At 71.2% G+C, this 20,286-nt stretch carries 19 protein-coding genes and 1 pseudogene; 3 read left to right on the plus strand and 17 right to left on the minus strand.

The window, feature by feature from the left end:
- Positions 1-213 precede the first annotated feature (213 nt).
- From ACFU53_RS30515 to ACFU53_RS30535, 5 genes are all read right to left on the minus strand, one after another.
- Positions 214-882: a response regulator gene (locus ACFU53_RS30515; RefSeq protein ID WP_383999359.1), complete on the minus strand. Its 669-nt coding sequence runs from the start codon at positions 880-882 to the stop codon at positions 214-216.
- On the minus strand, positions 879-2,246 hold the full coding sequence (locus ACFU53_RS30520; RefSeq protein ID WP_383999362.1) for a sensor histidine kinase: 1,368 nt from the start codon (positions 2,244-2,246) through the stop codon (positions 879-881). Before ACFU53_RS30520 ends, ACFU53_RS30515 begins: the two co-directional genes overlap by 4 nt.
- Before the next feature lie 50 nt (positions 2,247-2,296).
- Entirely contained in the window at positions 2,297-3,130 is an 834-nt protein-coding gene (locus ACFU53_RS30525) for an ABC transporter permease (protein ID WP_383999364.1), read from the minus strand.
- The gene (locus ACFU53_RS30530; RefSeq protein ID WP_383999366.1) at positions 3,130-4,059 is read right to left on the minus strand and encodes an ABC transporter ATP-binding protein; all 930 of its coding nucleotides are present in this window, start codon (positions 4,057-4,059) and stop codon (positions 3,130-3,132) included. Before ACFU53_RS30530 ends, ACFU53_RS30525 begins: the two co-directional genes overlap by 1 nt.
- A gap of 196 nt (positions 4,060-4,255) precedes the next feature.
- On the minus strand, positions 4,256-5,167 hold the full coding sequence (locus ACFU53_RS30535; RefSeq protein WP_383999368.1) for a squalene/phytoene synthase family protein: 912 nt from the start codon (positions 5,165-5,167) through the stop codon (positions 4,256-4,258).
- 156 nt (positions 5,168-5,323) lie between these two features.
- Between ACFU53_RS30535 and ACFU53_RS30540 the strand changes: the two genes are divergently transcribed.
- The gene (locus tag ACFU53_RS30540; RefSeq protein ID WP_383999370.1) at positions 5,324-6,310 is read left to right on the plus strand and encodes an AraC family transcriptional regulator; all 987 of its coding nucleotides are present in this window, start codon (positions 5,324-5,326) and stop codon (positions 6,308-6,310) included.
- 58 nt (positions 6,311-6,368) lie between these two features.
- Here ACFU53_RS30540 and ACFU53_RS30545 read toward each other — a convergent pair whose 3' ends face one another.
- The 6 genes and pseudogenes from ACFU53_RS30545 to ACFU53_RS30570 form a co-directional block, all read right to left on the minus strand.
- A complete protein-coding gene (locus tag ACFU53_RS30545) occupies positions 6,369-6,647 on the minus strand; it encodes a hypothetical protein (RefSeq protein WP_383999372.1) in 279 nt (92 codons plus the stop codon).
- Between the two features lie 148 nt (positions 6,648-6,795).
- Positions 6,796-7,839, minus strand: a complete 1,044-nt coding sequence (locus ACFU53_RS30550) for a glycoside hydrolase family 5 protein (RefSeq protein ID WP_383999374.1) — start codon at positions 7,837-7,839, stop codon at positions 6,796-6,798.
- 139 nt (positions 7,840-7,978) lie between these two features.
- Complete coding sequence (locus ACFU53_RS30555) at positions 7,979-9,226, minus strand: DUF2993 domain-containing protein (RefSeq protein WP_383999376.1); 1,248 nt, start codon at positions 9,224-9,226, stop codon at positions 7,979-7,981.
- 358 nt (positions 9,227-9,584) lie between these two features.
- A complete protein-coding gene (locus tag ACFU53_RS30560) occupies positions 9,585-10,292 on the minus strand; it encodes a B3/4 domain-containing protein (RefSeq protein WP_383999378.1) in 708 nt (235 codons plus the stop codon).
- 93 nt (positions 10,293-10,385) lie between these two features.
- The gene (locus ACFU53_RS30565) at positions 10,386-11,045 is read right to left on the minus strand and encodes an FMN-binding negative transcriptional regulator (RefSeq protein WP_383999380.1); all 660 of its coding nucleotides are present in this window, start codon (positions 11,043-11,045) and stop codon (positions 10,386-10,388) included.
- Positions 11,046-11,129: 84 nt separating this feature from the next.
- Positions 11,130-11,213: pseudogene (locus ACFU53_RS30570) on the minus strand (EamA family transporter); the annotation flags it as partial.
- A gap of 121 nt (positions 11,214-11,334) precedes the next feature.
- On the opposite strand from ACFU53_RS30570, the gene ACFU53_RS30575 reads away from it, so the two are divergent.
- Together ACFU53_RS30575 and ACFU53_RS30580 are read left to right on the plus strand one after the other, a co-directional pair.
- Positions 11,335-11,919: a helix-turn-helix domain-containing protein gene (locus ACFU53_RS30575; RefSeq protein WP_383999381.1), complete on the plus strand. Its 585-nt coding sequence runs from the start codon at positions 11,335-11,337 to the stop codon at positions 11,917-11,919.
- 141 nt (positions 11,920-12,060) lie between these two features.
- Entirely contained in the window at positions 12,061-13,212 is a 1,152-nt protein-coding gene (locus ACFU53_RS30580; protein WP_383999383.1) for an acyl-CoA dehydrogenase family protein, read from the plus strand.
- Here ACFU53_RS30580 and ACFU53_RS30585 read toward each other — a convergent pair.
- The 6 genes from ACFU53_RS30585 to ACFU53_RS30610 all read right to left on the minus strand — a co-directional run bounded on the left by ACFU53_RS30585 (position 13,206) and on the right by ACFU53_RS30610 (position 20,187).
- Positions 13,206-13,784: a PaaI family thioesterase gene (locus tag ACFU53_RS30585; protein WP_383999385.1), complete on the minus strand. Its 579-nt coding sequence runs from the start codon at positions 13,782-13,784 to the stop codon at positions 13,206-13,208. The genes ACFU53_RS30580 and ACFU53_RS30585 overlap by 7 nt on opposite strands.
- Before the next feature lie 25 nt (positions 13,785-13,809).
- On the minus strand, positions 13,810-14,784 hold the full coding sequence (locus ACFU53_RS30590) for an LLM class flavin-dependent oxidoreductase (RefSeq protein ID WP_383999394.1): 975 nt from the start codon (positions 14,782-14,784) through the stop codon (positions 13,810-13,812).
- Positions 14,781-17,225, minus strand: a complete 2,445-nt coding sequence (locus ACFU53_RS30595) for a GNAT family N-acetyltransferase (RefSeq protein WP_383999396.1) — start codon at positions 17,223-17,225, stop codon at positions 14,781-14,783. Before ACFU53_RS30595 ends, ACFU53_RS30590 begins: the two co-directional genes overlap by 4 nt.
- Positions 17,226-17,247: 22 nt before the next feature.
- On the minus strand, positions 17,248-18,327 hold the full coding sequence (locus tag ACFU53_RS30600; protein ID WP_383999399.1) for an amidohydrolase family protein: 1,080 nt from the start codon (positions 18,325-18,327) through the stop codon (positions 17,248-17,250).
- 85 nt (positions 18,328-18,412) lie between these two features.
- A complete protein-coding gene (locus tag ACFU53_RS30605) occupies positions 18,413-19,375 on the minus strand; it encodes an electron transfer flavoprotein subunit alpha/FixB family protein (RefSeq protein ID WP_383999402.1) in 963 nt (320 codons plus the stop codon).
- 29 nt (positions 19,376-19,404) lie between these two features.
- Positions 19,405-20,187, minus strand: a complete 783-nt coding sequence (locus tag ACFU53_RS30610; RefSeq protein ID WP_383999405.1) for an electron transfer flavoprotein subunit beta/FixA family protein — start codon at positions 20,185-20,187, stop codon at positions 19,405-19,407.
- Positions 20,188-20,286 lie beyond the last annotated feature (99 nt).

A 20,286-nucleotide genomic window follows, 5' to 3' on the forward strand; every position in this document is an offset into this window, starting at 1 on the left:
CAGCATGCTGCCCGCACCCGCACTGCCGGAACTCACCGCACGGCGGCCAGAAGGTGGCTGGGGCCCACCTGCCAGAACGCTTTGGTCAACTGTAGGAACTCCGAGGCTTGCCGGACCGTCATGTCCGTCAGCCTCGCACAAGCGCTGGCACTCAGCAGGCCGGTGCCGTCGAGCGCGACGCGCTCACCTGCCGGGAACCCGCGGCCACGGTGGCTACGGCTTCGCCCTGACCAGCCCGGCGTCGTACGCCATGATCACGGCCTGGATGCGGTCGCGGGCGCCGATCTTGGCGAGGACACGGCCGACGTGCTTCTTCACCGTGGACTCGGTGAGGACGAGCCGTTCGGCGATCTCCGCGTTGGTCCAGCCCTGGCCGATGGCGACCAGCACCTCGTGCTCGCGGTCGCTGAGGGTCCCCAGCCGGGGGTCGGCCGGAAGAGGGGTGCCGGTCGGGGCGAGCACCTGGTGGGCGTAGGCGTCGAGGAGCCGCCGGGTGAGGCTCGGGGCCACGACGGCGTCGCCGGTGGCGACGGAATGGATGCCGGCGACGAGTTCCTCGGGGCGGGCGTCCTTGAGGAGGAAGCCGCTGGCACCGGCCCGCAGCCCTTCGTACGCGTACTCGTCGAGGTCGAAGGTGGTCACGATGAGGACGCGGGTACGGCCGCCGGCGGCGACGATCCTGCGGGTCGCCTCCAGGCCGTCCATACCGGGCATACGGATGTCCATGAGGACGACGTCGGGGCGCAGCTGCGCGGCGAGGCGGACGGCCTCGGCGCCGTGCTCGGCCTCGCCGACAGGGGTGAGGCCGGGAGTGCCCTGGAGGAGCATGCGGAAGCCGAGGCGTTGCAGGGGCTGGTCGTCGGCGATCAGCACGGTGGTCATGACAGATGATCTCCTGATGCCGACAGGGTGGGTGGTGCGGGGGGTACGTCCAGCAGGACGTCCACGATCCAGCCGTGGCCGGCGTCGCGCGGGCCGATGGCGACGGTGCCGCCGTACATGGCGGCCCGCTGCCGGATGCCGACCAGGCCGTGCCCCGGGTCGTCGGTTTCGGGCCCCGGCTCCGCGCGGCCGGGCGTAGCCGTCGGTACGCCGGTGTCGGCGACCCGGACGCGTACGGTTGCGGCCTCGGCGGTCACCCCGACCTCGGCCGCGGAGCCCGTACCGGCGTGCTTGAGGGTGTTGGTCAAGGCCTCCTGGACGATGCGGTACACGGTGAGCTGGACGCCGCTGCCCAGCGCGCCGAGATCGCCGACGGTCCGGTAGGTCACGGGCAGACCTGCCGCGCGGACCCGTGCCAGCAGGGGGTCCAGGTCGCGGATGCCCGGCTGTGGGCTGAGCAGCCGTTCGTCGTCCTGGCCCTCGCGCAGGACGCCCAGGACACGGCGGAGTTCGCCCATGGCCTGCCTGCCGGTGTCGCCGAGGAGACGCAGGGCCTCGGCGGACTGCTCGTTGTTGTGAGCGGCGAGGGTTGCGGCGCCGTCGGCGAGTCCGACCATGACGGAGAGGTTGTGGCCGACGATGTCGTGCATCTCGCGGGCGACCCGGGAGCGCTCGGCGGCGGCGGTGAGCCGGACGCGCTGGTCGCGTTCGACCTCCAGGCGGGTGGCGCGGTCCTCCAGTGTCACCAGGTACATCCGGCGGATCCGGAGGGTGAGGCCGAGGGTGACGGCCGCCATGGCCGTGCCCAGCAGGAAGAAGAGGCCGAGCAGCGGATGCTCGACCTGTCCCAGGAGCCAGACCGCGAGGGTCAGTTCGCCGACGGTCGCCGCGACGGCCCAGCCCAGCGCCCGCAGGGAGCCGTGCAGGGCCAGGCTGTACAGGGCGACGAGCATGCTGACGCCGGCCTGCTGCCACAGGTCCAGCGACGACTGGACGACGGAGACCGCCGCGATCACGAAGTACGTGACGGCAGGGGTCCGGCGCCGCCACCACAGCGGGGTGATCAGTGCGGCCGCGAAGACGTACGGGACGACGGCGGGCAGGTCGGTGCGGTACTCCGTCTCCCCGAAGGGGCCGCCGTCGCCGCCGTGGGTGAGGAGGTCGGGCAGGCTGAGCAGCGCCACGACCAGTACCACCGCGGTGTCGAGCAGCCAGGGGTGCCGCCGGTCCAGGAGCTGCCGCCGGTGCTGTCCGTGCAGCATGCGGCCCAGGACCGGGTGCCAGGCGGCGTCGAACCCCGGGGACGGCGGGAATGCCGTCCCCGGGGCGGTCTCCGCGGCGGGTGTCGCGCGGTGCGGACTCATGGTCCTCATTGTCCTCGGTCTCGCAGGTCGGGCGTCCGTGGTCGCGAAGGTCAGGCGTCCGTGCGGACCAGCCGGTACGCCGCCCCCGCCAGGGCCAGCGCCACCCAGCCGGCGAAGACCGCGAGGCCCTGTCCGGGTGAGAGGGAGCCCGCGGACTCGGTGAGGGAGTAGATCGCCGACCCCGCGTTGCTGGGGAAGTAGGGGGTGATCGTGTCGTACCAAGAGTCCGGCAGCAGCGTGGCCAGGCCGGGGAGGATGAGCAGGATGCCGACCAGGGCGGCGATGGCTCCGGCGGAGGAGCGGAGCAGCACGCCCAGGGCCACTCCGAACACGGCGACCAGACCGAGGTAGACACCCGCGCCGGCCAGGCTGCGCAATACCCCGTCGTCGCCCAGGGAGAGGGAGATCTTCTCTCCGTCCAGGCCGGGAACGCCCAGCTGGAACGCGGCCAGCGCGCCGACCGTGGTGAGGACCAGTGCGATCACCCCGATCACGGCGCTCTTCGACCACAGCACCGGCAGCCGGCGCGGCACCGCGGCGAGCGTGGACCGGATCATGCCGGTGCTGTACTCGCCCGCCGACAGCAGCACCCCGAGGACGCCCACCGCCAGGGACGCGAAGGTCACGCCGGTCAGCGCCAGACTGACCGCGTCGCTGTTGCCGGAGCCCGGCCCGGGCGGTCCGGCGTCGGCGGTGACGTCGGGGCTGTACGTGTAGCTGGCGATGGCCCCGAAGAGGAACAGCAGCACCAGGGCCACCCCGAGGGTGATCCAACTGGAGCGCAACGACCAGAACTTGGCCCACTCCGAGCGCAGCACCCGGCGGCCGGTCACCTTGTGCACTCTGGTGCGGGCGGGGACCACGGGGAGATCGGTGGCGGTCATCAGGCGGCCTTTCGCGCGGGCTCGGCGGGAGCGCTCTGGTACTCGACGGCGTCGGCGGTGAGTTGCATGAAGGCCTCCTCCAAGGAGACGGCCTGCGGGGTGAGTTCGTACAACGGCACCCCGTGCTGGGCGGCGATCGCCCCGATCTCCCGGGCGTGCCGGCCTGCGACGATCAGTTCCTCGGTGGCGGAGGAGCTGATCGTGACGTTTTGACCGGCCAGCAGCGAGCGCAACTTCAACGGCTCGGTGGTGGCGACCTTCACGCCACCGCCGCCCGCGTCCCGGACGAAGTCGTCGACGGTCGTGTCGGCCAGCAGCCGCCCCCGCCCGATGATCACCAGATGGTCGGCGATCAGCGCGGTCTCGCTCATCAGGTGCGAGGAGAGCATCACGGCCCGGCCCTCGTCGGCCAGCCGGCGCAGCAGGTTGCGCACCCACAGCACACCCTCCGGGTCGAGACCGTTGACCGGCTCGTCGAGCATCACGACCGCCGGGTCGCCGAGCAGGGCGGCGGCGATCCCGAGCCGCTGCCCCATACCGAGCGAGAAGGCACCCACCCGCTTGCCGGCCACGCTGGTCAGCCCGGCCAGCTCGATCACCTCGTCCACCCGGCCGCGCGAGATGCCGTGCGTGTGCGCGAGGGCCATCAGATGATTGAACGCGGTCCTCCCGGGGTGGACCGACTTGGCCTCCAGCAGCGAGCCGATCTCGTGCAGCGGCGCCGCGTGCCGGGCGTAGTTCCGCCCGTTTACCGTGACCGAGCCCCCGGTGGGGGAGTCCAACCCGATGATCATGCGCATGGTCGTGGACTTGCCCGCGCCATTGGGGCCCAGGAAGCCGGTCACCTCACCGGCCTTGACGGTGAAACTCAGGCGGTCGACCACCGTCTTGTCCCCGTACCGCTTCGTCAGCTCACGCGCTTCGATCATGGCTGTGGGCCTTCCTCGCCTCGAACCGGGCCGCGATTCCCCCGCGACCTCTGCCTTCGAAACTACGAGCCCGGCCGCCCGCGACCCTGGGACCGCAGGGGACACTTCGGAGCTCCACTGGTACCGCGGTACCACTCGGAGGTCATACCTCGGTATCCAGCCACCCGCTGTCTCCGCGTCCCTGTGCCACGGCCGTTCAGCGTTGTTCCGTGCGCGCCCTTCGGCGAGCGCCCAGAAGCACCCTCAGCGTGCCCGCCACCGGTGGGGAGGCTGGGCCGCGTAGCAACCGGGCACCGCGTGTGAGCGCCGCCTTCGCGGTCAGCAGTTCGATCTTGATGACGGCGTCCAGCAGCACTCCGCCGGGGCCTTCCGTGAGGACGGGCAGTTCGCCGGCCGCGCGCAGGGAGACGCGGGCCGCCTCGATCTGATCCTCCACCAGCTCACGCACCCCTGCTGACTCCCGGCCCTCCGCGAGGTCCTCCGCCGTGACCGAGAAGCGTTCCAGCGTTTTCGCCGGGATGCCCAGGCGTCCTTCCGGCAGGTCCTCGGCCAGGTCGTTGACGAAGTCCAGCCGCTGGCTGCCGTCGATGAGCGTCCGGCAGCCCGCGCGGAACCGCCCGTCGTCGCTCTCCGGGCCCAACAGCGACGCGACCAGCATGAACGCGGGCAGCGAATAGGCGTCCAGGTAGGCCTGGTAGTCGGTCTCGGTGGCGAAGCCGGTGAACTCCAACTCGGCGGTGGCGGTGGACAGGTACGCCTCCACGGCCTCCCGCAGCCGCGGGTACGCCCCCGTGGTGTGCAGCAGCGTGCGGATCAACGGATCGTCGCTCACCCCCGTGTCCAGCGCTTTGCGCACCTCCTGCTCCCACGACGCCCACGCCGAGACCCGCTGCGGCTTCGGGCCGGTGTCCAGGAGGTTGTCCCCGTGGTGCATCACCGCCGTCGCCGCCACGACGTGGGGCAACATCTGTCGCGGCGACAACAGCCGAGCCGCGAGATACGAGGTGCGCCGGGAGCGCGCCACCAAGTCCCGCTGTCTGTCGTAGTCCCTCCGCGACTCCGGTTCCCGGACACCCGCGGCGTCGAGGCTCTGATGCCACGCGCTCATGCGCTGATCGTAGGGGGGAACGCCGAGGCACGGCCGATGCCCCTGGGCCTGCCCCGTCGCCTCTTGCGCCGACGTGGATGCGCCGGAACCGCGGCAATCTCCGCATGTAAGGATGTCGGCGCGAATACCCGGCGGGGACATCGGAGATGGGACGCAATGATCGGGACCGTGTTCCGCAGCGAGGACGTGCCGGCGGGAGACAGATTCGACTACTGGCGAGAACTGATCGGCGCGACACGGACGAGCGAGGTGATCAGCGCGCACTCCGCCGACTTCTGGGCGGAGTTGAGGTTGATGCAGCTGGGTCCGGTGACCGTGTGGCCGGCGTCGTTCCTGCCGACGCGCTACTGGCGCAACCAGAGGATGGTGCGCCAGTCCGATCCCGAGCTGTACCACCTGACGCTGCTGCTCGACGGAGGCCTGGCCCTCGATCACGCCGGCCGGTACGACACGTTCGGCCCACGCAGCCTGCACCTGGCCGACAGTTCGCGGCCGTACGACGTCCGGTCGGCGGACGGCCGGGGGGCCGACGTCATCAGGGGAGTGGGTGTCGACTTCCCCAAGGCGCTGCTGCCGCTGCCTCCGCACCAGGTCCGGGAGTTGCTGGGCCGAAAGCTTTCGGGGCAGGAAGGTCTGGGCGCCCTGATGGCGGACTTCCTCACCGGCCTGGAGCGGCAGGCCGACTTCCTCCAGCCGTCCGACGCGCCACGTCTGGGCACGGTCGTACTCGATCTGGTGTCGGCCTGGTTCGCCCACGCGCTGGAGGCCGAGGCCGCCCTGTCGCCGGAGACCCGCCGGCATGCGCTGACGCAAAGCATCCGGGCGTTCATCCGGCAGAACCTGCACGACCCGGAACTGACGCCACCGGTGATCGCCGCCGCCCATTACATCTCCCTCAGCTACCTCCACCGCATCTTCCAGCAGCAGACGCAGGGCGAAACGGTCGCCGCCTGGATCCGCGCCCGGCGTCTGGAGGGTGCGGGCCGCGACCTGGCGGACCCCTCCCTGCACACCACACCGATCCACGTCATCGCCGCCCGCTGGGGGATGCCCCGCGCCTCCGACTTCACCCGCGCCTTCCGCACCGCCCACGGACTCTCACCCAGCGAGTACCGGCTGCAGGCGCTGTCCGAACGGCAGTGAGCCAGAAGGCCAGGTTGGCTCCATGCACACGACGCGGGTCTCCGGACATGTGAACGCCTCACGCGCGGCCGTGTACCGGGCGCTCCTGGACGCGGACGCGATCGCGAGATGGCGGCTCCCGGTCGGCATGAGCGGTCATGTCCACGGACCAGGCCTGTGCGACCGCGGCGCGCAGTTTCGGGTGCGGGTCTTCGGCAAGTGCTGTCCGGGGCCGACCGTAGGCTTGCTCCAGACCGTCGATGCCGATCGCGATCCCGAGGTCCACGGTGCCGCGCACGAAGTCCGCGTACGCGTGACGGATCGCCGGATCAGGATGCTCGGCGACCCTGCGGCGCATCGACGGGGTAACTGAAACTGGCCGCCGAAACCCACCTGGACCTGCTGTCGGCCGAGCGAGTTCCCCGGTGATGCGGCTCCCTCCCGGGTCCGGCTGCCCTGGGGCACCGGACCCGGAAGGGGTCACCGCGGCTGTCGTATCGCCGCCGCTACTTCTTCCACGCCCAGTGCAGGCGGTCGAGCCCGCTCTGGTTGTTGACCTTCAGGCTGAGGCGGGTGCCCGTGCCCTGGAGGGTGGTGAGGGAGTAGGTGTCACCGTTGCGCAGGCCGGGCCAGTAGACCGAGCCCAGGCCCATCTCCCGGATGGTGTCGGTCGCGGCCTGGATGTAGGCGACCTCGCTGGAGCCGTTGACCGGGCCGTTGTAGTCCAGGCCGGTCGTCATGGAAGCGCCGAACTCGTCCAGGACGGTGCGCGAGGCGCAGGTGCCGATGCGCTCCTTGAAGTCCGCCTTCCACTGGTCGACGCTGGTCCAGTCGGTGTGCCAGAAACCGTAGTTGTGCAGGGCGATCCGGGTGCCGTTGAGCCGGCTGTCGGCGCACACCGGCTTGACGTCCTCGCTGTACTTGATGCCGCCGATGAGGACCCGGTCGCGGGGGATGGAACGGTGCGTGGTCAGCCAGCGCGCCGCCACGTCGCGCCACTCCTGGGAGGTGTAGCCGAACGGCTCGTTCATCGGCTCGAAGTACACCTTGGAGTCGCGGCCGTAGGCGGAGGTGATCCGCGCCCACATCCGGTCCCAGGAAGCCTGGTCGTCGATCTTGCCGTCCTTGGCGTTGTCGGCCTCCCAGTAGCCCAGGATGACCTTGAAGCCCTTGGCGGTGGCGGCGTCGATCGCGGCCCGGTACGACTTCCAGAAGGGGCCGTTCACGGAGGTCGGGTTGACCGGGAGGCGGACCGTGTTGGCGCCGAGCTTGGAGAACCCGCCGATGATCGCCCGGGACTTGGCGTAGGTCGTGGCGTAACTGTCGGAGGTGGACAGACCCGAGGGCACGACCGCGTCGTCGGCGTAGTTGTCGCGCTGGTCGGCCCAGTTGACGCCGCGGAAGTCGCTGACGGGCGGCGGCGAGGCAGGGCGGGAGGCGGCGGCTGCGGGAGCGGCGGACGCGGGAGCGGCGAGGACTCCGCCGAATGCCGTGACGCCGGCCAGCGACGCCGCGAGGCAAGCTGTCCCGCGATGGTTCTTTCGTGGCACCAGATCCCTTTCTGGGCAGTTGCGTCCGCGAAACCTCGAGGTGCAGGTCGGCGGCTCTGTGGCTCCCGCAAACTAGAAGAGAACTCGAACAGAGGTCAACACATCTGCACACCAAATTTCATCAAGAAGCGCAGGATCACTAGCCGCCCACGGCCAGTTCCGACCCCGTGAGCCGCACCCGGATGCCGTCCTCCTCCACGCGGACGTCCCGCAGCCGCACGTTCCCGTGCTCCGGTTGCGGCAGTTCGAAGGACAGGGACAGTCGGTCGGCGAGGACGGGGCGGGTGAGCCGGGACAGGGCGTCGAGCAGATCGGGGTCGAGGCCCAGGCCGCGGAGCACGGCGGGGTTGTCCAGGGCCAGATCGATGAGGTTGAGGCTCTGGGCCTGACGGGCGAAGCGCGGGGAGCCGGTCAGTTCGGCGAGTTTGCCGTCGTCGCTCAGGGCCTCGCGCGCGGTCACGTCGGACATCCCCAGCCGCCGCACGATCGCCGGCACCGACAGCAGCGCCTTCGCCTTACGGGTCTCCCGGGCGAGGTCGGCGGACGCCTTCGGCGTCAGGTGCAGGCCGTCCGAGGCGCGCTTGCCGGGGCGGTAGGTGGCCAGGTCCCCGATGTCCAGGCGCATACCGCCGATCTCTGTGGCGATGCCCCGCTCGCCCTGCCGCTCGATCGTGGCCTCGGCGCGCAGCCGCAGGTCGCGCCCGGCGACCGGCAGGGTGCCGCGGGCCCGGACCCGGTCACGGCCGTCGCCGGTGAACGTCACCTGGGACGCGCCCAGTTCGCGGTTGAGGTCGGCGAAGGACAGCAGGACGTCGCCGTCGAGCCGCAGGACTCGGGCGCCACGCACGGAGGTGAGGCCGTCGGTGTCCAGTCGTATGTCATGGGCCGTGGCCGACACCTTCGCCAGCGACACCCGGTCGGCCGCCACGTCCGGCACGGTCACGCGCACCGAGTCCAGCCGTTTGCCGGCGAGTTGGGTGAGGAAGGGGAAGCCGCCGATCTCCACCTCGGGCGCCGCGGCCAGGTCCAGCCGGTCCTCCAGGGCGTCCGCGGCCTTGTGCTCGGCGTACAGCAGCGCCCAGCGGTCGGCGAGGGTCACGAAGGAAGCGAGGACGACCAGGCCCACCACCGCCTTCACCGCGAGCGGCAGCCCGGCGAAACGGCCACGCCGACGCCGGCCGCCCCGGCGATGGACGGGCGGGGTCCACTCCGGCTCCTGCTCCGGCTCGTCCCGTCGCTCGGCGGTTTCCTCGTCGAAGAACTCCTCCAGCGAGGTCACTTCGAGCGGGCCGTCGTCGAGGGCGCCGAGTTCTTCGTAGGGGTTGCGGGGCGCGTGGGAGCGGTCGTGGGAATGCTGATGCGGATCTGTGCGGTGGGGGGAGCGCATCACCTCATCCGAACATGTGCACCACCCCTGCCCGCAACCTGAACCCCGGGTATGCGATGTAGTTCACGATCGCGATCCGGTGGTGGAGCGGGCCCGCCACAGGTCGCGGAGCAATGCGATTTCGGTCAGTGCTCCGCCCGCGAGGGCCGAGATCAGCAGGAGGGCGGAGGCGCGCCGCGCGCCTTGGCTGTACCGGTCTTGGTCGTGCTGGGCATCGGAAGTCCTTTCCCCGTTGAATCCCCGTTGGTGCCGGGGGAGTTCGGGTTGCTCCCGTTCCCCTCCGACACCTAGAAGCTCCGCGGGGCCCTCTACAACTTTCCTTCAGGCCTTCATGACGTCCCTGCAGAACCTCCTTGATTCAGGTGGTGGCCAGGGGTTGTGCCGGGCTGAGGTAGTGCACGGCGGTCTGTGCGGTGTGTCGGGCGAGGAGGCCCTGTAGTTCCTCCGCCGCGACCTTGAGGAGGTCGCCGTCGCGGGTGGCGTGGAGGGTTTCGAGGACGAAGGCGACGTGTGTGGAGTTCTCGGTCACACGGGTGCGGTGGGCGTCGCGGTGGTTCCAGTGGCGCGTCAGGACGGTGTCGGCGTCGGCGTAGATGATCTCGCCGGGCTTGGGGGTCTCCACGGTGTCGGGCTCGCCGAGCGGGGTGAAGGACTCGGTGCCGTCCGCGTACCGGATGTCTACGTCGCCGGTGACGTGGTCCAGGTCGAAGGCGCCGGCGGGCAGCCCGTGCCGGACGGAGACGGCGTTGTAGGAGTCGACGGCCGGGTTGATGCGTGGCAGCGTCCCCTTCTTGGCGAGGCGGCGGCCGAGCGCGTCGACGCTGGGGCGGATGCGGCGGGGGTTGGTGCCGAAGGCGCGATAGGCGGTGTGCCAGGCCTCGATGCGGGGGTCGGTCTCGTCGGCGGGGTGCCAGGTGCCGTCGGCGAATGGCTGCTCCAGCCCTTCCAGAGCGGTGACGGTGTCCGGCCAGGGCTCGCGGCCGCGTAGGCCGGTGGCGGTGATCAGGGCGATGAGGGTGTCGGGGAAGGCGCCCGCGACGGCGGGGGTGATGCGGAAGGCGGGCATGGGCGGTTCCGTGTCCTGTTGTACGGGCGTGGGTGGTTGGGCGTGCGTGAACGGGGGCAGGCGTGTACGGGCGTGCGTGATCGGGGGCGGCCGTCACGGTTTCCAGGGGCCGACGCGGTCCAGACGTCGGCGTTGCTGGTGTGCGGTGGGCACGTCGAGGCCCTGGCCGCGGGCGGTGAGCTGGTCGGCGACGGCAGTGCGGTGCTCGACGGGCTTGTGGTCGTCGTACTTGAACTTGGCCCGTACGTCGGTGACTTCCAGGCGCAGCCCGCGGATGCCGGACAGCATCCGGCCGTAGGGCGGCTGGTTCACGGCGACCGTGGCGTGATCGTCGTCGGGCTGGAAGTGGGCGAGCTGGCGGCGCAGGAGCTCGGCCTTGGCCTCGGGGTCGTCGACGACATGAGCCCGGCAGGTGAACTGGACGGCCGTGTAGTAGCTGGTGGGGACGCCGTCGGTGGGCGGAGTACCGGCGCCGGCGCGCCAGGGGCCCGGGACGAAGGCGTAGTCGCCGAAGACGGTGAAGAGGACGTTCGGGTCGTGCTCGATCGCCTTCCAGACCGGGTTGGGCCGGGCCAAGTGGATCAGGAGGTGGCTTCCGCCGCCGGTGAGGTCGCCGGTGAAGTGGGTGGGTACGGCGATGGGCGGGTGGCCCGGTGGGCCGTTGACGGTCAGCTGTCCGAAGTCGTGGCCGTCGGCGATCCAGGCCCGCCATTCGGCTTCGTCGAGGCCGGCGTCCCAGGGCTGGATGAACATGCTGGTCTCCTTGGGTCGTCGGCTGTGGGGCGGCCTGCGGAACTGCTCAGGTCAGGGCGAGAAAGCTGACGGCGACGGCGGCGGTGCCCTACGGGTGCCGAGGCCGCCGAGGAAGTCGGCGCCTCCATGGGCGAGAGGGCTGCCCAGGGCCAGCAGCAGAGCGATCACAGCACAGCCTTTACCATCATTGGAACGACCGCACCGTACAACGCAACGACCAGTCCGTGTCAACCGAACGACCGCGCGGTGCACTGTGATGGTCAATGGCGAGGATGAGGATGGAGATCCGATGGTCGAGACAGCGGTAGCCCTGCGGACGGTCGCGCACAACGTCCGGGCCGCCCGCACCCGCGCGGGCCTGTCCCTGGAGGAACTCAGCCGACGCTCCCAGGTGAGCAAGGGAGCCCTGGTGGCGCTGGAGAAGGCGCAGGGCAACCCCAACCTGGCCACACTGGTCCGGCTGGCCGACACCCTCGGCATCTCGGTGTCCGCACTGATGCAGGGGCCGCCCGAAGACCGCGTCCGCGTCGTGGCCGCCGACAGCGTGGCACCCCTGTGGACCGGCGACCGCGGCGGCGAGGCCCGGCTGATGCTGACGACCTCCGGTCCGGCGCCGGTGGAGGTCTGGCGCTGGCGTCTGGAACCGGACGAGGAGTACCCGAGCCATCCCCACCAGGCCGGAGTCGTCGAGACCGTCAGTGTCACCTCCGGCCGGATGGCCCTGATCGTCGACGGCACCGAACACGCCCTGGAGGCCGGTCAGACCGCCACGTTCGACGGCGACACCTCTCACGCCTACCGTGGCGCCGGCACCGGGACCTGCACCCTGATCATGACGGTCCACCTGCCGCCCGGCCCCGCCTCCACCGCCTGACCCGGCGGGCGGTCCGCCCGCCGGGCCTGCGTCGGGGCACCGCGCCTGGCGGTCTTTGCCTGCCCGGGTGCTGTCATAGCCGTATCAGCTAACATAGAATAATTAGATAGATGAATTGGCTGTTGTCGGCGAGGAGTGGCCGTGGACTTCGGGTTGACCAACGAGCAGGACCTGTTGCGGGCGACGGCACGGCAGTTCGTCGCCGACGTGTGCCCGGCCGAGAAGGCCAAGCAGTGGGACGAGGAGAGCGTCGTACCGCCGGAGCTGTTCCGCGGGATGGCCGAGCTGGGGTGGTTCTCGCTGCCGTTCAGCGAGGAGGAGGGCGGGGACGGCGGAGGACCACTCGAACTCATCCTGATCGCCGAGGAGTTGGGGCGGGCCAGCTTCGACGTCGCCATGTGCTACATCGGGGTGCTCATCCCCGGCATCACGGTGTTCCGGTGGGGCAGCGACGCACAGCGCGCCTTCATCCGTGAGCGCGTCATGACCGGCCGCCATCGGCTCGCCGTCGGCCTCAGTGAGCCGGACAGCGGATCCGACGCCGCGGCGCTGCGTACCACCGCCGAGGACCACGGCGACCACTTCCTCGTCCGGGGCCAGAAGGCGTGGTGCACCGGCGCCGGACTGCCCGACACCACCCTCGCGACGTATGTGCGCACCGGACCCCGCGAACCCAAGCACGGCGGCATCAGTCTCCTGCTCGTCGATCCCGCGACGGACGGCGTCGAGATCCGCCGGACGCCGACGCTGGCCCGGCACATCCTGGGCACCAACGAGGTCTTCCTCAACGACGTCCTGGTGCCGAAGGAGAACCTCGTCGGCCCCCGGGACGAGGGCTGGAAGGTCATGCTCTCCAACATCGAACTGGAGAAGGTGATCATCAGCGGGGGATACCTCGGGGCGGCCCAGGCCACCCTGGACGAAATGCTGGAGTACGCCCGCGACCGGCACGCCTTCGGCCGCCCGATCGGGAACTTCCAGTCGCTCGCCCACGCCATGGCCGACCTGCAGACCGAGATCGACTCCGCCCGGCTGCTCGCCTACCGCGCGGCCTGGCTGCTCGCCCAGGGCAAGCCGTGCACGCGGGAGGGTTCGATGGCCAAGCTGAAGGGGTCGGAGACCTATGTGGCCGCCGCCCGGCTCGGCATGCAGGTCCTCGCGGGACACGGCTTCTCGACGGAGAGCGTGATGAGCTTCCGCTACCGGGAGTCGATCGTCGCCACCATCTCCGGGGGCACCAGTCAGATCCAGCGCAACGGGATCGCCCGGAGCATGGGGCTGCGTTCCTACTGACCCTCGGTCTGTCCTTCGGCCTGCCCTTCGGTGTCCTCGACCTGCCCGGCCAGCCACTTCGCGTGCCGCGCGTAGTGGCTCCGGTCGCGGGTCACCCAGATCCCGGAGGCGCGGGCCAGTACGGCCCCGCCCGGCGCGAGCGTCAGCTCGCCGGCGATGTACCAGCGTGATCCTTCTCGCCGGTCGGCCCACACCCGCAGCTCCAGCGGCCGTTCCACCGGCACCGGCTTCACGAAGCTCACCGTCAGCTCGGCCGTCACGCTCATCACGCCGTGCAGCAGCGGGAGATGGCCGAGGCAGTCGTCCAGGACGGCCGCCGTCCAGCCGCCGTGCGCGACATCGGGCCCGCCCTCGTGGGAGCGCGGGCAGCTCAGCTCGAACCACGCCACGCCGTCTTCGGCGAGCCGTTCGCGCTCCACCCCCAGTCGGCACGCCCCGAGGGCGCGGCACCCGCCGCAGAGGGTCACGCCCCCGGCGGTCCGGGGCGGCTCCGGCATGCCGGTTCCCGCCCAGTGCCCGTTCGGTGCCGCCGCTCCGGACACTCCGGTCCCGCCGGTTCCCGTCGTCGACATTGCTGTGCTCCTCGGTGTCTGTCTGTCAGGCGTCGGCGAGCAGCGGACGCAACTTCCCCGCGATCAGCTGCACTTGGCGGGCGACCATCTCCTCGGGCATGCCAGCCAGGGACGCCCACAGGAACACCCCCTCGACGGGCAGCCCGCTCACGTACTCCCTGATGGCGTCCGCGACGGTCTGCGGGGTGCCGTACAGGAACTGACCGACGCCGGTCGCGCTCAGCCCGGTCTCCCGCCACTTCTCGGGGTCGATCGGCCGGGGGGCGGGCTGATCGGTCCCCTCCACCATGTACCGGCGGTAGCTGTCCCACTGGTACGCCAGATGCTTGCGCACCACCGGCCAGTCGCCCTCGGGGTCCTCGGTGACGAACGTGGTGAACGATCCCTGCATCCGGGCCGTCGACATGTCGTACCCGCTCTCGGCGAGCCCGTCCCGGTACGGGGCCAGCAGCGCCGGGTTGAGCGACAGCAGGCCGGTGCCGAGCCGGCCGGCCCGCCGGGCACCCTGCGGACCCTGGTAGCCGAGCCAGATCGGCAGCGGATCCTGGACCGGGCCCGGGGTGACCAGTGCTTCGGCCCACAGGCCGCGGATATCCCGTACGCGCTGGTCGGTCGTGGTGTAGCGCTTGGTGAGGTCGGCGCCGTACAGGCGGTACTCGGGGACCCGGTAACCGGTGCCGAGACCGAGGTCCAGGCGGCCGTCGCTGATGATGTCCACGATCGCGGCCTGTTCGGCGATCTCGGGTGCCGCGTGGAGCGGTGCGGGGACGACCGCGGTGCCCAGGCGGACCCGTCGGGTGCGGGCCGCGGCGGCGGCCGCCATGGTGAGCGGCTGGGGGAGGTAGCCGTCCTCGAAGCCGTGGTGCTCGGAGAACCAGACCGAGTCGAGGCCCAGCCGGTCCGCCTCCTCGCACATCTCCAGGGCGAAGCCGTACAGCCGCGACCAACGCTGCCGCCAGGGCGGCGGGTTGCGCAGGTCGAAGTAGATTCCCACCTTCATGCGGGGCCGCCTTTCGTGGTGCCTTTCGTGGTGGCTGCCGTGGTGTCGGCCGCGAGGGGATTCGCCAGCCGGATCGCCGCGTGCGCGACGGTCACCCCGTCCCCGGGAGGCAGCAGCCGTACCGGGCGCAGTTCCAGGGTCTCGATGTCGGGAAGGTCCTCGACCATCGCCGAGAGCCGGAGGACAAGCTCCTCCAGGGCCGCGAACTCCACGCCCCGTCCCTCCAGCAGGGGCGTCGCCCGCAGCGAGCGGACCATCTCGCGGGCGTCGCGGTCGCTCAGCGGGGTGACGCGGTGGGCGATGTCCGCCATGAGGTCGGCGTAGTCCCCGGTCAGGCCGAAGGAGACGACCGGGCCGAACACCGGGTCGGCGCTGACGGACAGGAACGCGTCCGGGCCGGGGCCGGGACCGGTGTCGCGTACGGCGATCCCGTACGCGGCCAGCAACTCGGCGGCGACCGGCGCGGGAACGGGTCCGGCCGCGCAGTCGGCGACCAGCGACCGGGCGTGCTCGGCGTCGATCCCCGCGAGGTCCGGGACGACGCCCGCCGGGGTGCCGCGCCAGGCCTGGTAGGCCGCCGCGTGTCCGAGTGAACCGGCCGCGGCCTCGGGGAACGTGTAGGTGGGGACGACCAGGTCGCCCCGGTGCAGGAGTTCGGCGACGCCCGCGCCGCCCAGGAAGCTGGCCACCACCGGTTTGTCGGGGCGGGCCGCTGCCGCGTCGAGGATCGCCGACGCGACCTCGTCCGGTTTGTCCGCCAGTGGTGGCATGAACAGGACGATGGCCGCGTCGATGTCGTCGTCCGCCAGCACGGCGTCCAGGGCCTTGCGGTAGTGGGCCGCGGTGGCCATGGGGGTCAGGTCGACCGGGTTGGAGACGTCGGCCCGGGGCGCGAGGGCCGCGCGGAGCGTCTGCCGGGTGCGTTCACCGAGTGCGGGGACGCGCAGACCGCTCGCCGTACACGCCCCGACCGTCAGTGCCGCCGGACCGCCCGCGTTGGTGATCACCGCGACCCGGTCGCCGGGCGGCGGAGGCTGGTGGGCGAGCAGCAGGGCCACGTCGAACAGTTCCTGGAGACTGCGGGTGCGGATCACGCCGGACTGGGCGAACAGCGAACTCACCGCCGAATCGGCGGGCCCCGGGTGGACCGCGACGATCGGCTTGCGCGGTGCGATCCGGCGGGCGACGCGGGCGAACCGGCGCGGATTGCCGAAGGTCTCGACGTGCAGCAGGATCACTGAGGTCTCCGGGTCCTCCTCCCACCACTGGAGCAGATCGTTCGTGGACACGTCCACGGCGTGGCCCACCGACACGAAGCCGGAGAAGCCGAGCCCGAGGCGCCGGGCGAAGTCGAGCACCGCGAGCCCCAGCGGCCCGGACTGGCTGGACATCGCCACCCGGCCGGGCGTCGGCAGTGCGGGCGAGAAGGTCGCGGCCAGCCGTGCGGCCGGCGTCGTGTTGACGACGCCCATGCAGTTCGGGCCCACCAGCCGCATACCGGACGCACGGGCGAAACGGGCCAGCTCCAGCTCGGTCGCCCGGCCTTCGACTCCCGTCTCCCCGAAGCCGGTCGAGACGACGACCACCGCCTTGACGCCGGCTTCCGCGCACTCCCGTACGACGTCGGGCACGGCCTCGGCCCGTACGGCGACCAGCGCCAGGTCCGGCGGTTCGGGAAGCTCGCGGACGCTCGCGTGAGCCCGGACGCCGGCGATCTCCTCCGCCCGTGGGTTGACCGGGAACACGCCGCCGGTGAAGCCGCCACGCAGCAGGTTGGCCACGATCTCGTGGCCGATCGTCAGCGGGTCGCGGTTGGCGCCGATCACGGCGACCGACCGTGGTTCGAGCAGGGGCCGCAGGGAGCGCCGTACGGCGGTGTGCTCGCGGCGCTCGGCCCGGGCCACGGCCAGGGCCTGCGGGTCGACGGCTATCTCGAAGTGGATGATCTGGCCCGGCGGCCCGGCCTCGACGCGGTAGCCGGAGCCGAGGAAGACGTTGATCATCCGCGTGTTGTCGGCGAGGACGTCCGCCTCCAGCACCCGGATGCCGCGGGTGCGGGCGGCGGCGGCGATGTGCTCCAGGAGCAGTCGGCCGAACCCCTCGCTCTGGTGGTCGTCGCGGATGGTGAAGGTCACCTCCGCGTGCTCCGGATGCTCCGGGTCGCGGACGTAGCGGACCAGGCCGGCGATCTCGTCGCCGGCCAGGGCGACGAGAGCCAGCTCGTCGAGGTAGTCCACGTGGGCGCCGCGCCGGATGACGTCGTCGCGGGCGCGGACCACCGGGCCGAGGGAGCGGTAGGCGAGGGTGGCCCGGGACAGGCTGCCGACGAACGCGACCAGACGGTCGGCGTCCTCGGGGCGGATCGGCCTGACGAAGGTCGACCGCCCGGTCCTGACGAGTCCGGGCCGTTCGAGGTCCTCGGGGTACGGGGGAGTGGTCACCGTCGGTTCGCTTCGGCGCCGCTCAGACGGCCGCCTCCTGGGGAGTCTGGTCGGGCAGGTCGAAGAGCTCGTTGAACGTCCCGCGTGTGACGCGCTCGCGGATGTCGTCCGGCACACCGTCGAACAGGTCGTGCAGCGTGGCCTGGGTGTGGCCGTAGGTGCCCTCCAGATGGGGGTAGTCGTCGCCCCACATCACGTTGCGGTAGCCGGTCGACTCGACGATCTCCACCGAGCTCTTGTCGTGCTGGAAAGACGCGTACACCTGCTGCCGGATGATCTCGCTGGGCAGCCGGCTCAGCTTCGGCCGGACGAACATGCCGTGCTGACGGTAGGCCTCGTCCATCCGGTCGCCGATGGCCGGCACCCAGCCCGCGCCGCCCTCCGCGATGAGGATCTTCAGGTCCGGGTGACGGTCCAGGGCACCGCCCGCGACCATGTGGGACACCACGCGCATGCCCGGGTAGGTCGTCTCCATGTAGTTGACGACCGCGCCGCCGGGGCCGCGGAAGACGACGTTCTGACCGCCCGTGCCGATGTGGAAGCCGAGCACCATGCCCGCCCGCTCGGCCGCGGTCCACAGCGGCTCCCAGCGGTCGAGGGCGTACTCCTCGCCCTGCCTGGTCGAGCACGGCAGGAAGACCGTCTGGAAGCCCAGCTCGGCCGCCCGCTCCAGCTCGGCGACCGCGTCACCGATGTCGGCGGTCGAGACACAGGCGGTGGTGATCACGCGCTTGTTCTTGCTGAGGATCTCCTCGTGCGCCCAGTCGTTCCAGGCCCGCACGGTCTCCCGGGCGAGCTCCCGGTCGGTGATCGACACCAGCCAGAACCCCATGGAGGGGAAGGCCAGTTGGGCCCACACACCCTCCTGGTCGAGGTCCTTGAGGCGGACGTTCAGGTCCCAGGCGCCCGGCGGGCGCATCGCGTCCATGAAGTCGCCGAGCTGGCGGTCGATGCGCTCCCCGTCGATGTACAGCATCTCGTACTTCTCACCGCGCTCGCTGCGCGGAGCGCGGGCGCCGAGCCGTGCGGGGAGCCTCTCGGTCCACACGTCGGCGGGTTCCATCACGTGCGAGTCCCCCGAGTTGACCCAGATCTTCGACATGACGCCCCTTCGGGTCAATGGATGTAATCAGTTAGCGATTTTAGTTGTATGGGCGGTCGAATGGGAAGGCCGGGAAGGTGAGAGATCAGGTCCGGCGCCGCTCGATCTCCGCCGCCAGCTGCGGCAGCACTTCGAAGAGGTCCCCGACGACGCCGTGGTCGGCGAGTTCGAAGATGGGGGCGTCGGCGTCCTTGTTGACGGCGACGATGGTCTTCGACGTCTGCATGCCCGCCCGGTGCTGGATCGCGCCGGAGATGCCGGCGGCGAGGTAGAGCTGCGGGGAGACCTGGGTGCCGGTCTGGCCGACCTGATGGCTGTGCGGGTACCAGCCCGCGTCGACCGCGGCCCGGGAGGCCCCGACGGCCGCGCCGAGCGCGTCGGCGACCCGCTCGATGAGGGCGAAGTTCTCGGCGCCGTTCACGCCCCGGCCGCCGGAGACCACGATGTCGGCCTCGGTCAGCTCGGGACGGTCGCCGCGCTCCCGCGGTGTGCGGGACAGGATGGTGACGGCGGCGGAGGCCGGGCCGAAGGCGATGTCCTGCTTCTCGACGACCGGGGAGACGGGAGCGGGTTCGGGCGCGGTGGCGTTCGGCTTGACCGTGATGACCGGGACGCCCTGGGTGACGTGCGCCGTCACCTGGTGGGTCGCCGCGAACGCCGACTGCTCGGTGACCGGGCCGTCGGGCCCGGGGACGATGTCGACGGCGTCGGTGATGAGCCCGGAGCCGAGCCGGAGCGCGACCCGTGCCGCGGTCTCCTTGCCGTCCGGCCCGGAGGGCAGCAGGATCGCCGCCGCGCCCGTGCGCTCGGCGATCTGCGTGAGGGCGTCGACGGCCGGGGTGACGAGGTACTCGCCGACCTCCGGGGCGTCCACGACGTAGACCTTGTGCGCGCCGTACCGGCCGAGGACCTCGGTCGCGGTGTCCGCGCCCGGACCGAGGTGGACGGCCGAGGGCTCGCCCAGCCGGCGGGCCAGCGTGAGCAGTTCGAGGGTCGGCTTGCGTACGGCGCCGTCGGTGTGGTCGACGAGGACGAGGATCTCGGGCATGGTGCTGCGCTCCTGTCGCTGGGCGGGGGTCAGATGAACTTCTTGGCGGTGAGGAACGCGGCCAGTGCGGCGCCGCCCGCACCCTCGTCGGCGACGATCTCGCCCTTCGTGCGCGGCGGGCGCCTGGCCGTGGTGTCCACGGCCGACCGGGCGCCGCTCCGTCCGACCCGCGCCGGGTCGATCCCGAGGTCGGCGAGGTCGAGGGTCTCGACCGGCTTCTTCTTCGCGGCCATGATCCCCTTGAACGAGGGGTAGCGCGCGTCGCCGGTGCGGTCGGTCACCGACACCACGGCCGGCAGGGTGCCCCGGACGCGCACGGTGGCCCCGTCGCCCTCCCGCCGCCCGCTGACGGTGCTGTCCTCGACCGTCAGTTCGTCGAGATGGGTGAGGGCCGGGACACCGAGGCGCTCGGCCAGCAGTGCCGGTACGACGCCCATGGTGCCGTCGGTCGAGGCCATCCCGCACAGCACGAGATCGAAGCCGTGCCGCTCGATGGCGCCGGCCAGGGCGAGCGACGTACCGAAGGCGTCGCTGCCCTCGATGTCGTCGTCGCTCACGTGGACGGCGGAGTTCCCGCCCATGGCGAGCGCCTTGCGCAGCGCGTCCTTGGCGTCGTCGGGCCCGATGGTGAGATAGCTGATCTCGGTGTCGCCGTCACCCGACTCGGCGATCCGCAGCGCCTGCTCGATCGCGTACTCGTCGAGTTCGGACAGAGTCGAGTCGACCGAGGCCCGGTCGGTGGTGCCGTCCTCGGTGAAGGTGCGGTCGGCCGCGGCGTCGGGCACGTGCTTCACACAGACAACGATCTTCACGGCACCCCTCCTGTAGGTTGAATGAGTGCTAATAGCTAACTATATAGATCGGGTGGAGCGCGAGTCCCTGCTTCAATCCGTCGAATTGGTTGACTGATT

It is taken from the genome of Streptomyces sp. NPDC057474, from assembly GCF_042802555.1.
GTDB lineage: Bacteria > Actinomycetota > Actinomycetes > Streptomycetales > Streptomycetaceae > Streptomyces.